Origin of the sequence: Streptomyces sp. NPDC021212 (assembly GCF_044332925.1) — a bacterium.
GTDB lineage: Bacteria > Actinomycetota > Actinomycetes > Streptomycetales > Streptomycetaceae > Streptomyces.
Genome location: NZ_JBIRPZ010000008.1, coordinates 166,776 through 180,968, shown reverse-complemented (window position 1 = coordinate 180,968; position 14,193 = coordinate 166,776). Strand labels below are relative to the sequence as shown.

At 70.4% G+C, this 14,193-nt stretch carries 16 protein-coding genes; 11 read left to right on the top strand and 5 right to left on the bottom strand.

Translation table 11 applies throughout. The features are described 5' to 3' along the window. Positions 1–166: 166 nt before the first annotated feature. The gene (locus tag ACH4SI_RS22620; protein WP_398298281.1) at positions 167–571 is read right to left on the bottom strand and encodes a serine hydrolase domain-containing protein; all 405 of its coding nucleotides are present in this window, start codon (positions 569–571) and stop codon (positions 167–169) included. Here ACH4SI_RS22620 and ACH4SI_RS22615 point away from each other — a divergent pair. Then, positions 563–748: a hypothetical protein gene (locus ACH4SI_RS22615; RefSeq protein ID WP_398298279.1), complete on the top strand. Its 186-nt coding sequence runs from the start codon at positions 563–565 to the stop codon at positions 746–748. The genes ACH4SI_RS22620 and ACH4SI_RS22615 overlap by 9 nt on opposite strands. A gap of 291 nt (positions 749–1,039) precedes the next feature. Here ACH4SI_RS22615 and ACH4SI_RS22610 read toward each other — a convergent pair whose 3' ends face one another. Next, positions 1,040–1,393: a hypothetical protein gene (locus ACH4SI_RS22610; RefSeq protein WP_398298277.1), complete on the bottom strand. Its 354-nt coding sequence runs from the start codon at positions 1,391–1,393 to the stop codon at positions 1,040–1,042. Next, a complete protein-coding gene (locus ACH4SI_RS22605; RefSeq protein WP_398298275.1) occupies positions 1,390–1,653 on the bottom strand; it encodes an SDR family oxidoreductase in 264 nt (87 codons plus the stop codon). The genes ACH4SI_RS22610 and ACH4SI_RS22605 overlap by 4 nt, the downstream gene beginning before the upstream one ends. 145 nt (positions 1,654–1,798) lie before the next feature. On the opposite strand from ACH4SI_RS22605, the gene ACH4SI_RS22600 reads away from it, so the two are divergent. After that, the gene (locus tag ACH4SI_RS22600; RefSeq protein ID WP_398298273.1) at positions 1,799–2,758 is read left to right on the top strand and encodes an alpha/beta hydrolase family protein; all 960 of its coding nucleotides are present in this window, start codon (positions 1,799–1,801) and stop codon (positions 2,756–2,758) included. Positions 2,759–2,762: 4 nt separating this feature from the next. On the opposite strand, the gene ACH4SI_RS22595 is transcribed toward ACH4SI_RS22600, so the two are convergent. After that, positions 2,763–3,722, bottom strand: a complete 960-nt coding sequence (locus ACH4SI_RS22595) for a TauD/TfdA dioxygenase family protein (RefSeq protein WP_398298271.1) — start codon at positions 3,720–3,722, stop codon at positions 2,763–2,765. A gap of 359 nt (positions 3,723–4,081) precedes the next feature. On the opposite strand from ACH4SI_RS22595, the gene ACH4SI_RS22590 reads away from it, so the two are divergent. From ACH4SI_RS22590 to ACH4SI_RS22560, 7 genes are all read left to right on the top strand, one after another. Further along, positions 4,082–5,308: an ROK family protein gene (locus ACH4SI_RS22590; RefSeq protein ID WP_398298269.1), complete on the top strand. Its 1,227-nt coding sequence runs from the start codon at positions 4,082–4,084 to the stop codon at positions 5,306–5,308. Between the two features lie 67 nt (positions 5,309–5,375). Beyond that, positions 5,376–5,459 (top strand): putative leader peptide, encoded by an 84-nt coding sequence (locus ACH4SI_RS22585; protein WP_398298793.1) that lies wholly within the window; start codon positions 5,376–5,378, stop codon positions 5,457–5,459. Between the two features lie 227 nt (positions 5,460–5,686). Continuing rightward, positions 5,687–7,276, top strand: a complete 1,590-nt coding sequence (locus tag ACH4SI_RS22580; protein WP_398298267.1) for an ABC transporter substrate-binding protein — start codon at positions 5,687–5,689, stop codon at positions 7,274–7,276. 2 nt (positions 7,277–7,278) lie between these two features. Continuing rightward, positions 7,279–8,223, top strand: coding sequence for an ABC transporter permease (locus ACH4SI_RS22575; RefSeq protein ID WP_398298265.1), 945 nt, complete (start codon positions 7,279–7,281; stop codon positions 8,221–8,223). Between the two features lie 19 nt (positions 8,224–8,242). Beyond that, positions 8,243–9,106, top strand: a complete 864-nt coding sequence (locus ACH4SI_RS22570; RefSeq protein WP_398298263.1) for an ABC transporter permease — start codon at positions 8,243–8,245, stop codon at positions 9,104–9,106. After that, the gene (locus tag ACH4SI_RS22565) at positions 9,103–10,935 is read left to right on the top strand and encodes an ABC transporter ATP-binding protein (protein ID WP_398298261.1); all 1,833 of its coding nucleotides are present in this window, start codon (positions 9,103–9,105) and stop codon (positions 10,933–10,935) included. The genes ACH4SI_RS22570 and ACH4SI_RS22565 overlap by 4 nt, the downstream gene beginning before the upstream one ends. Before the next feature lie 14 nt (positions 10,936–10,949). After that, complete coding sequence (locus ACH4SI_RS22560) at positions 10,950–11,978, top strand: LLM class flavin-dependent oxidoreductase (RefSeq protein WP_398298791.1); 1,029 nt, start codon at positions 10,950–10,952, stop codon at positions 11,976–11,978. Here the strand turns inward: ACH4SI_RS22560 and ACH4SI_RS22555 are convergent. Further along, positions 11,975–12,958 (bottom strand): trypsin-like serine peptidase, encoded by a 984-nt coding sequence (locus ACH4SI_RS22555; protein ID WP_398298259.1) that lies wholly within the window; start codon positions 12,956–12,958, stop codon positions 11,975–11,977. The genes ACH4SI_RS22560 and ACH4SI_RS22555 overlap by 4 nt on opposite strands. A gap of 130 nt (positions 12,959–13,088) precedes the next feature. Between ACH4SI_RS22555 and ACH4SI_RS22550 the strand changes: the two genes are divergently transcribed. Together ACH4SI_RS22550 and ACH4SI_RS22545 are read left to right on the top strand one after the other, a co-directional pair. Further along, positions 13,089–13,640, top strand: coding sequence for an ROK family protein (locus ACH4SI_RS22550; RefSeq protein ID WP_398298257.1), 552 nt, complete (start codon positions 13,089–13,091; stop codon positions 13,638–13,640). Positions 13,641–13,678: 38 nt separating this feature from the next. Continuing rightward, positions 13,679–14,161 carry a molybdopterin-dependent oxidoreductase gene (locus ACH4SI_RS22545; protein ID WP_398298255.1) on the top strand — a complete coding sequence of 161 codons (483 nt, stop codon included), beginning with the start codon at positions 13,679–13,681 and terminating at the stop codon, positions 14,159–14,161. The last annotated feature ends 32 nt before the right edge of the window (positions 14,162–14,193 follow it).

Genomic DNA, 14,193 nt, shown 5'->3' with positions numbered 1-14,193 from the left:
GGGGAGCCGTCAGTATTAACTCGATAAGATGATCGTGGCCTGCGCGGGGTTTGCGAACGCGGCCGACGGTATTTCAGATGCGATCGCAGGCGTGCCCGATGCGCGGCGCACACAAGACGGCATTCAGGGAGCGTTCCACCAGACCGAGCCCGTATCGCCCGCCGGACTAGTGCTGTTGGACCTCCGCGCTCACGGGGACGGTCTGCTTCATCTGGGCCAGCTGCCGCACCGGTAGCAGGCGGCCTGCGAGCAGTGTGCGGAGGAAGACGTTCTCGTCCCGTGTGGTCGTGACGAACGAAAGGATCGAATGGTCCACCGGTATCCGGTCGGTGACGTCCACCCGGGAACCGGGGCCGAAGAGCTGGTAGGCCTGGGCATGCGGCCGGGGCAGGGCGGGCGAGGTGCCCATCCACCGGGTCCGGTCGAGGCCGGGCGGGCGCAGGATGCGGTCTTCGATCGCCTGGTGGGCGGGTTGACCTGTGGCCTTCTGGATGATCATGCCGAGGAGGACGTAGCCGGTGTTGGAATACTCCCAGTCCTCGCCGGGCGGAAAGTCGGGCGCGTGGGCCATGGCGCGGGCAACCATCTGCTCGGGGAGGTACACGTCGTGGCGCTGCTGGTAGTACTCCTGTATCCGGGCAGGTCGTCGTGGATACCGCTGGTGGCGACCGACTGCCGACCATCACGCGCGATCGTGCGGGTCTGCGCACCGCTGATGCCGAGGGTGTGGATCGCCTCGGTGTCCTGACGTAACCGCTTCACAGGGGAGGGACCGGCGGGCTGGGCGGGGGCGGGGGCCACCTCGATGGCGAGCAGCGTAACGACACCGAGTGCCATGGCGAGGCGTTTCGCAGAGTGGAAGGCATGGCTGGACGCTCGTTTCGCCCCCAACGGGGCGCGATCGGGCGCACCCCAGGGGTCGCGACGGGGAATACCCCCCAACGCGGGCCGTCACCCGTCCGCCGTCGACCTGCCGGGCCTGGTGTGACGGTTCTCGACCCAGTCACACCTCCGGGGCGTGCTGAACGGCACCGCGAACCTAGCGGAATTCCTCCGCATGCTCCTCCGCCCATACACGGAAGGTGCGCGCGGGCACTCCGGTGATCTCTTCCACCGTCGAGGTGATCAGGTTCGATTCGGGACGGTTTTCAGCGCTGGCCAACAGTGCTTCGACGAGGGCGGGTGGCCTGCCGTCGGCGAGCAGTTGCTCGCGCGCGGCCTGTACGGGGACCTTTTCGAAGGTCACCGGGCGGCTGATCGCCTCTCCGATCGCATGGACCTGTTCGGCCCTGCTCAGTACCTGCGGACCAGTCAGGACGTGCTTCGCACCTACATGCCCGTCAGCGGTCAGGGCATGGACCGCCACGGCCGCGACATCGCGCTCGTGGATCACGGCTGTAGCGGCGATGTCGGGGCCGCGAACGACCTGCGTGGCGCGGATCTGCTCGGCCCACCCTCGCGCGTTGGAGGCGATGCCCTCTCCAGCGTGTCCGGCTCGGACAGGTCCCCGCTGAGGACCGTCACTTCCTCCGGTAGCCCGGCCGTTTCGGGGTCCCGCGCCAATGCCCGCACGTCGGTGTCCGTGGCCAGGAGTCGAGCAACAACTTGTCGGCCGACACTGCCGGTCGCGCCTGTCACAAGAATCTCACTCATGGACAGGTCAGCCTCGGCGCTGCTCGAAGTATTCCGTCTGCCGGGCTGACCAGGAGACGTTGACGAAGCGGAACGTTGCTCCGTATATTGATCCGGAACAGCGCTCCGCTTTCCGTGTGGGGGCCGTCGAAGGGGAACACGCATCATGAGTGAACCGACCTACCCAGCCGACACGCATCGCTCGCCCGCTCCCGTCCTCTCGGTCAGTCCGGTGGTGCTACCCGCCCCCGGCCGGGCCGTGGACCTGGAGACGCGCGTCTCGGCGCCCGTGACCGGGAGCGACCTGCCGGTCATCCTCCTGTCGCACGGCCACGGCTACTCGAACCACCTCTCCTCGCTGAACGGCTACGCCCCTCTCGCCAACTTCTGGGCGGCACACGGATTCGTCGTGATCCAGCCCACCCATCTGAGCTCCAGGACCCTGAGCTTGGACCCCGACACCCCCGGTGCGCCGCTGTTCTGGCGATCCCGGACCGAGGACATGAAGCGCATCCTCGACGGGCTCGATGTGATCGAGGCCGCCGTACCGCAGCTCCTCGGGCGCCTGGACCGCAGCAGGGTTGCCGTGGCCGGGCACTCGATGGGCGGGCACACCGCGAGCCTGCTGCTCGGCGCCCGGCTCACCGATCCGCACGACGGTACGGAGGTGAACCTGGCCGAGCCCCGCATCAAGGCGGGCGTCCTGCTCGCGGCGCCCGGCAGGGGTGGCGATGCGCTCAGCCCGTCCGTGGCGGAGAACATGCCGTTCTTCTTGACCACGGACTTCTCCACGATGACGACGCCCGCGCTCGTGGTCGCCGGGGAGAAGGACGCCTCTGCCCACCTGACGGTCATGGGCCCGGACTGGCACACCGATCCGTACACCCTCTCCCCGGGCCCCAAGTCCCTGCTCACCCTGTTCGACGCGGAGCACGGGCTCGGCGGGGTCGCGGGATATGACGTCGCCGAGACCACGGACGAGAGCCCCGAGCGCGTGTCCGCGGTCCAGCGGCTCACCTGGGCCTACCTCCGCACCGAGCTGTACCCCGGGGATTCCGCGTGGCAGGTGGCGCGGGAAGCGCTGACGGTCGGCTCCCACCCGCTCGGACGCGTGGAATCCAAGTGACGGATCAGCCCTGCGCGAGCGCGCCATCGGTGGAGGCGCCCGAGGCGATTCCGTAGGCGGGGTCGGGCACCGACTCCGGTGCGAGCAGCACCGAGTGGCGGCCGTCCACGCCGACCGGTACGTCGCCGTCGATGGTGACGCGGCGCAGGGTGCGCTCGTGGTTGTCGGAGTCGTCGACGCCGTAGTGCTGAGTGGCGCGGTTGTCCCAGAGGGCGACGTCACCGGCGCGCCACTGCCAGCGGATGGTGTTCTCCGGACGTTCGATGTGCGACTGGAGGAGCTCGATAAGGGCGCGCGAGTCGCGGCCGTTGAAGCCGGTGAGTTTCTGGATGAAGTTCCCCAGGATCAGGGTGCGTTCGCCGGTCTCGGGGTGGACGCGCACCACCGGGTGCTCGGTCTGGAACTTGATGGCGGTGAACACGGTGAGGTGCCGCTCCAGCGCCGCGGCCGGCGCGTCGGGGCGGGTGGCGGCGTAGTCGTAGTCGTTGGTGTGCACGCCGCGCAGGCTGTCGGCCAGGACCCGCAGCGGCTCGGGGAGTTTGGCGTAGGCGGCGGCGGTGTTGGACCAGAGGGTGTTGCCGCCGTAGGGCGGGATGACCTCGGCGCGCAGGATGGAGAAGGCCGGGTAGGCGGGGACGAAGGTGACGTCGGTGTGCCACTGGTTGGCGCGTCCGCCGTGCTCGTTGTCGATGGGGAACGCGTAGCGGCCGTCGGCGGAGGGCACGGTGGGGTGCGCGACGGGCTCGCCGAGGAGCCTGCCGAACGCCTCGTGGCTCTCGGCGTCGAGGTGGTGCTGGTCGCGGAAGAACACGACCTTGTGCTCGAGCGCGGCGGCGCGGATCGCGGCCACGGTGGCCTCGTCCAGGTCGGCGCCGAGCCGCACTCCGGAGATCACGGCCCCGATGCGGCCGCCGATCTTCTCGACGGTGAGGGTGGTGGTCGCGGGGGGTGCGGTGAACGTCATGGTGGAGGGTCCCTTCGCCGGGGTGGGTGACGGCTTCTTTTCGTTGCTGTCGGAGCGGAAGAAAATCCGCGCAGGTGAAACGTGCAGAACGCTGAAGGAGAGAGGGGTGCCGTGGGCGGTCAGCGACACGCACACCCGGAGCGGGCGGGGCGCCCCCGGCCCGCACAAAGCCGCGGAACGCGGAGATTCATCGCGGTCACGTCCACGAGCTTGGGCATCGTGCCGATGGCCGGTCAAGGTTTCACCGGTCGGCTTCATGACCCTGCAACACGAGCGCGACCCCGGCCTCCTTCGGGTCGCCAGAACACCACCGGGCACGGCATGTTGGAGACTTCCGCCCACCCGCCAGGAGGACCACCATGCCGATCAGTCCGCCCCCGGGCGCCCGTACCTCCGGCGACGGCCGCAGGGAGGCCAACGCCGCGTCGGTGCTGCGCGCCGTGCTCGACCACGGCCCGGTGGCCCGCAGCGGCATCGCCCGGCTCGCCGGGCTGAGTCCGGCGGCCGTGTCCCGGCAGTGCACCGACCTGACCCGGCTCGGTCTGGTGCGCGAGGTGCCCGAGCTGGTGGCCGCGAGCGGCGTGGGCAGACCGCAGATACCGGTGGACCTGCACACCGGTGATGTGGGCGGGCCACTCGTCGCGGGTGTGCACATCGGAGTGCCCGGGTCGAGCTTCGGACTGACGGATCTGCGCGGCACGGTGGTGGCCCGGCAGGACTTCCCGCACGACGGGATACCCGCCGCCGAGCTGCGGGAACGCATGGGGCGGGCGCTGGCCACGTTCCTCGCCGAACACCGGCCGGACGGCGGCAGGGTCCTCGGGGTGGGCGCGGCCATCGGCGGCTGGGTGGACCCGGCGCACGACACCGTCGTACGGCACGAGGCGCTCGGCTGGGACCACTACCCGCTGGGAGCCGACCTCCGACGGCACACCGGGCTGCCCGTCCGGGTCGACAACCATGCCCGTGCCGTGGCCCGGTCCGAGTTGCTGTTCGGGCGGCCGGCGGCACGGCGCTCCCTGGTGCACCTGTTCGTCGGCAACGTGGTGGACGCGGCGCTCGCCATCGCGGGCGTGGTGCACAGCGGGCCCAGGTCGGGGGCCGGGGACGTGGCGCATCTGCCGGTGCCGGACAGCACGGCGCCGTGTCCGTGCGGCCGTACCGGCTGTCTGGAGGCGACGGTTTCGGACACCGTCCTCGCCCGGCGCGCGGTGGCGGCGGGGCTGATTCCCGAGGCCGACGCCGGTCTGCTCGTGGACGCGGCGGCAGCGGGGGACCGGCGGGCCGACGCACTCCTGCGGGAGCGGGCGCGGGCGGTGGGCCGGGCGACGGGCCTGCTCCTCGACGTGCTCAACCCCGATCTCGTGGTGATCACCGAGCGGTCCAGCACGCTACAGCCCGCGTACCTCGACGAGATCCGGACGGCCGCGATCGCGCACGCACACGTCTGCGACGACCCCGAGCGGATCGTGGTCCCACATGCTGGACCGGCGGCCCTTCTCGTGGCGGCCGCCACGGTCGTACTGGATCCGCTGCTCACAAGCCCACTGCAAGCTTGTCGCAATACGGCCGCAATGCTCCCGTAGACCTGACAAGCCCCCCTGCTCAGACGGTTGTTGACCATCGCGCCGGACCGCTGACATTCTGCTGCGCGTGCCCCCGGACCTGCGCCTCGTGTCCCGCTGGCATGTCGATCTGTGTCGGCAGGCCAGCGCGATCTGTGCTGCCCGCCGATAACGCACGGCCGGTACGCACCGCCGCTGACGCACCGTTGATCCGCCGCCGCTGAGCCACGGCTGATCCGTGTCCGGCGTGGCACCTCACGCCGGTCGCCGTCCTTCCGGCTGCCCCGCCTCCCCGTAGCGACGCGGCCGATCCGCGGCCCGCGCGCTGCCACGCGTTCGTTCCCGTCAATGACTTCCTGAATTACTTCCTGCCGAAGCGAAAAGAATGGGTCCTCCCTCATGCGCACACCCCCTTTCCCGCCTGCGGACCCGCTGTCCCGGCGCACCGCGCTGCGGGCCGCCGGCGCCGGTGCCCTGCTGCTCGGGTCGGGTGGCGCGCTGACCGGCTGCCGTTCCGCCGTCTCCACGGTCGGCGGATCGGCGGGCGGACCCAAGCGCGGCGGGACGCTCACGGTCGCCGTCAACGAGGACTTCGAGCCCTCCCTGCTGTTCACCCAGGCCGACCAGTCGCTGCAGAACCGGCTGATCTACAACACCCTGATCCGCTACGACGACCGGTTGCGGCCCCAGCCGGAGCTGGCCACCTCGTGGAGTTACGCCGCAGACGGCCGGAGCATCACACTCAAGCTGCGCGACGACGTGACGTATCACGACGGCCGCCCGTTCACCGCGGACGACGTCATCTTCGCCGTCAAGAACCTGTTGAACCCGGAGCGCTCGTCCCAACTCGCCGCCACCGCGAAGGCGGTGACCGGTTTCGAGAAACGTGGCGACCATGAGCTGGTGCTGAGACTCGCCCACCCGGTGAGCAACCTCTTCGACCTCTTCGAGTTCATGATCATCGCGGACCGGCACACGATCGACGACGCGATAGCGGGCAAGAAGCTCAACGGCACCGGCCCCTTCACATACGTCAGCCGCAGGCCCGGGGTGGGCCTCAACCTCGTGCGCAACGACAGGTACTGGATCCCGGACCGCCCCTATCTGGACGCCGTCGAAGTCCGCGTCTACACCCAGCCGGACGCCCTGCTGTCCGCGCTGCGCTCGGGCCAGGCGCAGCTGTCGTACCACGTACCGGGCAAGTACCTGGCCACGCTCAAGATCGGCGCGGGCTTCAGCGTCAAGGAGTACGACACCGGCACCGGCGCCATGTACGTCGGCGCCACCGTCACCAAGGCGCCGGCCGACAACAAGGCCTTCCGGCAGGCCGTCGCCTGGGCGGTGGACCGGGACCGGATCGTGGCGCAGGCGCTCGGCGGCTACGGCCTCGCCTCGGCGGCGCCCTGGCCCAGGTCCTCACCCGCGCACAGCGAGGCCAACCGCTCCCACTACACACACAACCCGGCCAAGGCCCGCGAGCTGCTGAAATCCTCCGGGGTGTCCACGAAACAGACCCTGCCGCTGGGCCACCCCACGACACCGGTGCACACCACCATCGCCGAGATCGTGCAGAACGATCTGAAGGAGGCCGGGATCAAGACCCGGCTGGAACCCACCGACCCGGCCGTGTTCCAGAAGCAGCTGATCTCCGGCACGATGCCGACGCTGTGGATCAACACCCACGCCTTCGGGCAGGTGCACCCCTCGACACTTGCCATCAGTGCCTACCCCTTCAACGAGGCCAAGAACACCTCACACTTCCGCTCGTCGGAGTACACGGAGGCCGTCCATGCGGCGTGGCGGCGCAAGGGGGCCGACGGCGCCGCCGCCAACGCCCTCTACCGACGAGTTTCCGACCTGCTGCTCGACCAGGCGTTCATCATCGACCTCGCCATCGAGGACGCGGTGCAAGTGGCGGCGAAGAGACTGCACGGGCCGACGCTCAACAAGTACGTGTACCTCAACCTCGACAACGCCTACCTGGACTGACCATGCGTGGCTACCTCCTGAAGAAGATCCCCTCGGCCCTGCTCGTCCTGCTCCTCGCCTCCTTCCTGATCTTCGCCATCCTGCGGCTCGTCCCCGGCGACGCCGCGGACGCGCTCGCCGGGCCGGACGCCTCGCCCCAGTCGGTCGAGGCCATCCGCCACCAACTCGGCCTCGACCAGCCGCTGGTGACGCAGTACGTGACCTGGATCGGCGATCTGGTCTCCGGTGAACTCGGACCCTCGTACGCCATCGGCGGTGAAGTGGCCGACCTGATCGGTGACGGATTCGCGGCCACCGCCGAACTCACCGCGGGCGCACTGTTCTTCACCGTCGCCCTGGGCATGCTGCTCGGCGTGCTCGGCGCCACCTCCCGGCACCCCGCGGTGCGGACGGCCGTACGGGCACTCACCACCGCGGCCCTCGCGGTGCCGCCGTTCGTGACGGGCGTGGTGCTGGTACTGGTCGTCGCGGTGCAGTTCGTCGTGCTGCCGTCCGGTGGCCGGGTCGGGCTCCTCGAAGCGCCCGACCTGGAGCTGCAGTATCTGCTGCTGCCGTCGCTGTGCCTGGCCCTCCCCAGCGCGGCCGTCCTGGGCCGCTATCTGAAGGACAGCCTGGAACGCGCCCTCGGCGAGGACTACATCCGCACCGCCACCGCGGCCGGAGTGCCCCGGCGCAGACTGCTGTGGCGGCACGCCCTCCCGAACGCCCTGCCACCCGTCGTCACCCTGCTCGGCATCCAGACCGGCCAGCTCCTCGGCGGCGCCGTCCTGGTGGAGGCGATCTTCGCCTGGCCGGGCCTCGGCCAACTCGCCCACCAGGCGCTGACCCGGCGCGACTACCCGGTCGTACAGGACGTCCTGCTGCTCCTGGTCACGGTGTTCGTGACGATCCAACTGCTGACCGACATCGTCTACGCGCTGCTCGACCCGCGCATCCGGTGGGACTGAACTGGGAGTGAACACCGCCATGACCACGCTCTCGACCGCAAGAGCCCGACGGGTACGCACACGGGCCGCCCGCCACCCCTCTCTCACCGCCCTCACCACCACCCGCGGCCGCATCGGCCTGCTGCTGGTCGGCCTGGTGGTGTTCGGCGGCCTGCTCGCCCCGCTGCTCACCTCCTACGATCCCACCGACCAGAGCGGTGACACCCTGCTGGGCCCCGGCAGCGCCGGACACCTGCTCGGCACCGACGACCTGGGCCGCGACCTGCTCAGCCGGGTGCTGTACGGCATCCGTGCCGACCTGGAGGTGATCGCCATCGGAGTGCCCCTCGGGGCACTGCTGGGCTGCGCCTTCGCCCTGCTCGCCGCCGTCCACCCGGTGCTGGACACCGTCGCGCAGCGGCTGTTCGACCTGGTGCTGGCCTTCCCGGGGCTGATTCTGGCGCTCGCCATCACGGCGGTCCTCGGCCCGGGCCGGCTACCGGTGATCGTCGTCATCGCGCTCGCCGAAATCCCCGTCTTCGGACGGCAGTTGCGCGGCGCCATCCTCATCCAGCGCGAGCGCGAGTACGCCGTCGCCGCGCGGGTCGGCGGCACCGGCCGGGCGCGGCTGCTGCTGCGGCACATCCTGCCCAACTGCGCCGACCCGCTGGTCGTCCAGCTGGGCCTCTCCCTCACCATCGCTGTCTTCCTCGAAGGCGCCATGAGCTTCCTCGGGGTCGGTGTGCGCCCGCCCGAACCCACCCTCGGCAGCATGCTCAGCCAGGCCCTGCCCTACCTGGCCCAGGCGCCCTTCTTCGCCGCCGGGCCCATGCTCTCCGTCACCCCGCTCGTCCTCGGTTTCTCCCTGCTGTCCGAGGCCCTGAACCGGGAGGTCCGCCGATGACATCCCCCTTGCTCGACGTACGCGGCCTCAGCGTCGACTTCAGCACTCCGGACGGACGAACCGTCCACGCCGTACGCGACGTGGACTTCACCCTGGAGCGCGGCGAAACCCTCGCCGTCGTGGGCGAGTCCGGCTCCGGAAAGTCCACCACCGCGCTGGCGCTGACCCGGATGCTGCCGGGCACGGGACGGATCACCGCCGGATCGGTGCTGCTGGACGGCACCGATCTCGCCACCGCGACCGAGGAGGAGCTGCGCGCGGTGCGCGGCGCCCGGATCGGGACGATCTTCCAGGACCCGATGACCTCCCTCAACCCCGTCCTGTCGGTCCACACCCATCTCGACGAGGTGCTGCGGGCCCACCGCCACGGCGATCGCGCCACGCGGCGGGCCCGCGCCGAGGAACTGCTCGACCTGGTGGGCATCCCGGAACCGCGGCGCAGGCTGAACGACCATCCGCACCAGTTCTCCGGCGGCCAGCGCCAGCGCATCCTCATCGCGATGGCACTCGCGGGCGAGCCGGACGTCCTGGTGGCCGACGAGCCGACCACGGCACTCGACGCCACCGTGCAGGAGCAGATCCTGCACCTGCTGGCCAAGCTCAACGAGGAGACCGGCACCGCCCTGCTCCTCATCACCCACAACATGGGCGTCGTCTCCCGCTCCTGCGCCCGGGCGCTGGTGATGTACGGCGGAACGGTCGCCGAGCACGGCCCGACGACGGACGTCCTCACCCGGCCCAGGCACCCGTACACCGCGGGGCTGCTGGCCGCCGTACCGCGGCTGTCGTCCCCCTCCGGCACCCGGCTCACCGGTATTCCCGGCGCACCGCCCGACCTGTCGCTGCCACTCGTCGGCTGCGCGTTCGCGCAGCGGTGTGCGGCGGCGGACGAGCGGTGCCGGACCGAGGCGCCGCCCCTGGTCGACGGCGTGGCGTGCTGGTACCAGGAAGAGCGGTCGGTCGCGGTGGCCCCGCCCGCCGAGGACACCGAACGCATCGAGCCCGCCACCGCCGAAGGGGACGTACCCCTGCTGGAGGCCGCCGCCCTGCGCAAGGAGTTCCGGGGGCGCCGCCACGCACCGCTCGTCGCCGTCGACGACGTCTCCCTCACCCTGCACGCGGGCGAAACCCTCGGCGTCGTCGGGGAGTCCGGGTCCGGCAAATCCACCCTGGCCCGGGTGCTGGCACACGCCCACCCGGCCGACGGCGGCACGATCCGGCTCCGCGGCGAGGACGTGACCCGGCCGTCCCGTACCGCGCTACGGGCGCTGCGCCGCCAGGTGCAGATGGTGTTCCAGGACCCGTACGCCTCCCTCAACCCGCGGATGACGGTGGGCGACATCGTCGGTGAACCCCTCCTCGTCCACGGGCTCCAGCCGGACCGCGCCGCACGCGAGAAGCGGGTCGCCGAGCTGCTGGAACTGGTCGGCCTTGACCCGGCCGTCGCCGACCGGATGCCCCGAGCGTTCTCCGGCGGCCAGCGCCAGCGCATCGGCATCGCCCGCGCCCTGGCCCCGGAACCGTCCGTGCTGCTGTGCGACGAACCCGTCTCGGCGCTCGACGTCTCGGTACAGGCGCAGATCGTCAACCTCCTGGCCGACCTCCAGCGCGACCTCGGACTGGCCCTGCTGTTCATCGCCCATGACCTGGCGGTCGTACGGCAGGTCAGCCACCGCATCGCGGTCATGCACCGGGGCCGGATCGTCGAGACGGGCCCCGCGGACGAGGTGTGCGTCCACCCGCGACACCCCTACACCAGCACTTTGCTGGCGGCCGCCCCCGAACCCGCCCCGGCCGCTCCGGCGATGCTGGAGACTCCTGTCGTATGAAGACACACCAGCAGGTGCCGCAGCCCTCGAGACCCTTGCGGAAGCTCGGCTTCCTGACCATCGGCCTGTTCGACGAGGCCGACCCGGGCCGGGGCCATGAATCGACACTGGACATCATCGAACTGGGCGAACGCCTGGGTTTCGACAGCGCCTGGGTGCGCCACCGCCATCTGCAGTACGGCATCTCCTCACCCATCGCCGTCCTGGCGGCGGCTTCACAGCGCACCAGCCGCATCGAGCTGGGCACGGCCGTCATCCCCGTGGGATGGGAGAATCCGCTGCGGCTGGCCGAAGACCTGGCAACGGTCGACATCCTGTCCCGTGGCCGCCTCAACCCGGGCGTCAGCGTCGGCCCGCCGAACCACTACGACCAGGTCAAGGACGCCCTCTACCCGGACACGGCCGATGCCGAGGACTTCAGCCACGAGCGCGTGCGACGGCTGCTGGACTTCGTACGCGGCGAACAGGTCACCGACTTCAGCGGTGTCGAGGGCTTCGAGGTGTTCTCCGACCGGGTCCAGCCGCACTCTCCAGGACTCGGCCGCCGCATGTGGTACGGCGGTGGCAGCCTGCGTTCGGCCCGGTGGGCTGGTGAGCAGGGAATGAACCTGCTCACCAGCAGCGTGGTGAAGGCGGAGGAGTCCGAGGACTTCGCCGAGATCCAGCTCTCGCACATCCGGACCTTCCGCGCCCACCACCCCGATGGCGACCGTGCCCGTGTCTCCCAAGGGCTCGTCGTCATCCCCACCGACACGGCCTCGCCGGAGCAGCGCGCGAAGTACGAGGAATACGCCCGGAAGCGGATGCCGCGGACCGCCACACCGCAGGGGCCGGCGCGCATGATGTTCGCGCCCGACCTCGTCGGCACGTCGGAGGAGATCGCCGAACGGCTCGCCTCCCACGCCGCCTTCCGGGAGGTCGAGGAGGTCGCGTTCGCGCTGCCGTTCACCTTCGCGCACGAGGACTATGTCCAGATCCTCACCGACATCGCCACCAGGCTCGGCCCGGCCCTGGGCCGGCAGCCGCGCGGCGGCATCGGCTAGGCGGCCTGGGCCTTGTCGTACAGGGCCTTCGCCACGTCACCGAAGTACGGACCGAACATCTGGTTCGGCAGGAAGACATAGCCGAAGCTGTTCACGGAGACCTGGAGCCCGGTGCCGGCGAGCTCGCTGAAGCCGGTGAGCCAGGGGCCGCCGCTGGAGCCGCCCGTCATGTTGCAGGCGAGGCCGTGGTCCTGCGTGAGGAGGAAGTCCTTCGAGCTGTTGCCGCTGCAGTAGATGAGCTTCGTACCGTCGTACGGCGAGGCGGCGGGGAACCCGAAGGAGTACATCTGCTTGTTGTAGCCGCCGTTGAACTGGATTCCCTGCGAACCGACCACCGAGGCGAGTTTCTGGCCGTTCAGTGGGGCGACGACCGCGGCGCCGATGTCGTAGTTGATGTCCTCACTGGTTTCCCATTGCGGGGTGGTGAGTGTCGTCGCCGCGGTCCACTTGCCGTACGGCGCGTTGCCGTTGTCGTAGGCGGGCACGAAGACCCAGTTGGTGTGCCAGCTTCCCTGGTACTTCACACAGTGTCCGGCTGTGATGACGGTACTGGCGTTCTGGCTGGTCACGGCGTTGCCGGTGCAGGAGGCGGTACGCCCCTGGAAGGTGAAGAACACCCGGCCCGAGGTGCTGACCACCTCCCCGCTGCCGGTCCACGGGCCACCGGCCTGCGGGAAGGAGGCGGGTGCGGCGGTGGGTTCGACGGTGGTCGACGGCCCTCCGGTCTCGGGGGTCTTCAGCCGCTTGGCGGCCTGCCGGGTCAGCAGCAGATCGAGCGGGGTGGCCGCGCGCATCCGTTCAGCCGTCCAGAAGGTGCGGGCCCTGTGCTGTTCGGCGGACGAGGCGGTGCGGGCCGCTGCCGACGGCCCGGAGGCCGATTCGGGCGGTGCCGCGGTGGCCGCGCCCGCATCGAGGAGGCCGCCGGTGAGCAGGGCTCCGACGGCCAGCAGAATGCCCGCGGCGGTGCGATGGCGTCTCACGCATGTCTCCTTCTGCCGTGCCCGGACCGGTCGCGTCCGGGCAGGGTGGGGGAACGAAGAGCGGTGCGGATAGACGTGCGTGAGGCAGAGTGCCACGGGAATCTTGACTTGTCAGGGGGTGTTTCAGCCCTTGCACCGGGGCGCCGACGGAATCTCCGGCGACATCGCCCACGTACGGCTGCGCGGCACCGACTACCAGGACCGGCTCTGCGGCGGCTGCGGCAACTCGGACTGCCTCGGCGCGGTGGTCAACGGCGAGGACATCGCCGCCCGACTCGCCCGGGAGGGCCTGCCGGTGAAGACCAAATGGGACGCCATACGACTCGCCCAGCAGGGCGAGCCCCGCGCTCTGCGCGCCGTACGGGAAGCCGGTGAAGGCCTCGGCGAAGTTCTCGCCGCCATGGTGTGCTTCCACAACCCCGACCTCATCGTGGTCGGCGGCGCCTTCGCCATCCTCCAGGACGACCTGCTCGCCGGCATCCGCAGCGTCGTCTACGAACGCGCCCTCGCCCAAGCCACCCGCCTCCGACCGTGGAACGAGCCCTGTCGCCCAGGGGACTCGCCGCCTGGCTTTGAACACCGCCGCCGACGACCCTGCCGCACATACGAGGAAAATCGGGCCTATGGCATCGCAAGAGCCGGAGTTGTGATCGACCGGCCTGGCATGTGCGTTTGTAGGTGACCCGGGCCCGGGTACGGTCATCCGGGAGGTGGTAGCCCGTGAGTCAGTCCCTCGCCACTGCCGGTACGGCCGCCCGCCCGCTGGCGGAACTTGTGCTCACCGGCGATCTGCACCGTCCGGCCCGCCTGACGGTGCCCGACCTGCTCGCCTGGCCCCAGCACGAGGCCGACGTCAGCTTCGAGTGCGCTACTAGCGGCATCCGGCATCACCGTTTCACCGGACCGCTGCTGCACGACGTCCTGGCGACCGCCGGCCCCGGCTTCGACCCCGCCCGCCGCAAGGACCGCCTGCGCTTCCTGATCGCGGTGTCCGGCACGGACGGCCACCACGCCCTGCTGTCCTGGGGGGAGATCGACCCCGACTTCGGCAGCGCGCCGGTCCTGCTCGCGGTCGGTATCGACGACACCTCGCTCGACCGCGCAGGCACCCAGCTCGTCCTACCCCAGGACCGCTGCGGGGCCCGGTACATCAGCGGCATCACCGCTATCCGCGTGGACGGCGGCTACACCTCGTGGACGTGACACGAGGCGATACCCGTGCGGCAACGACGAAG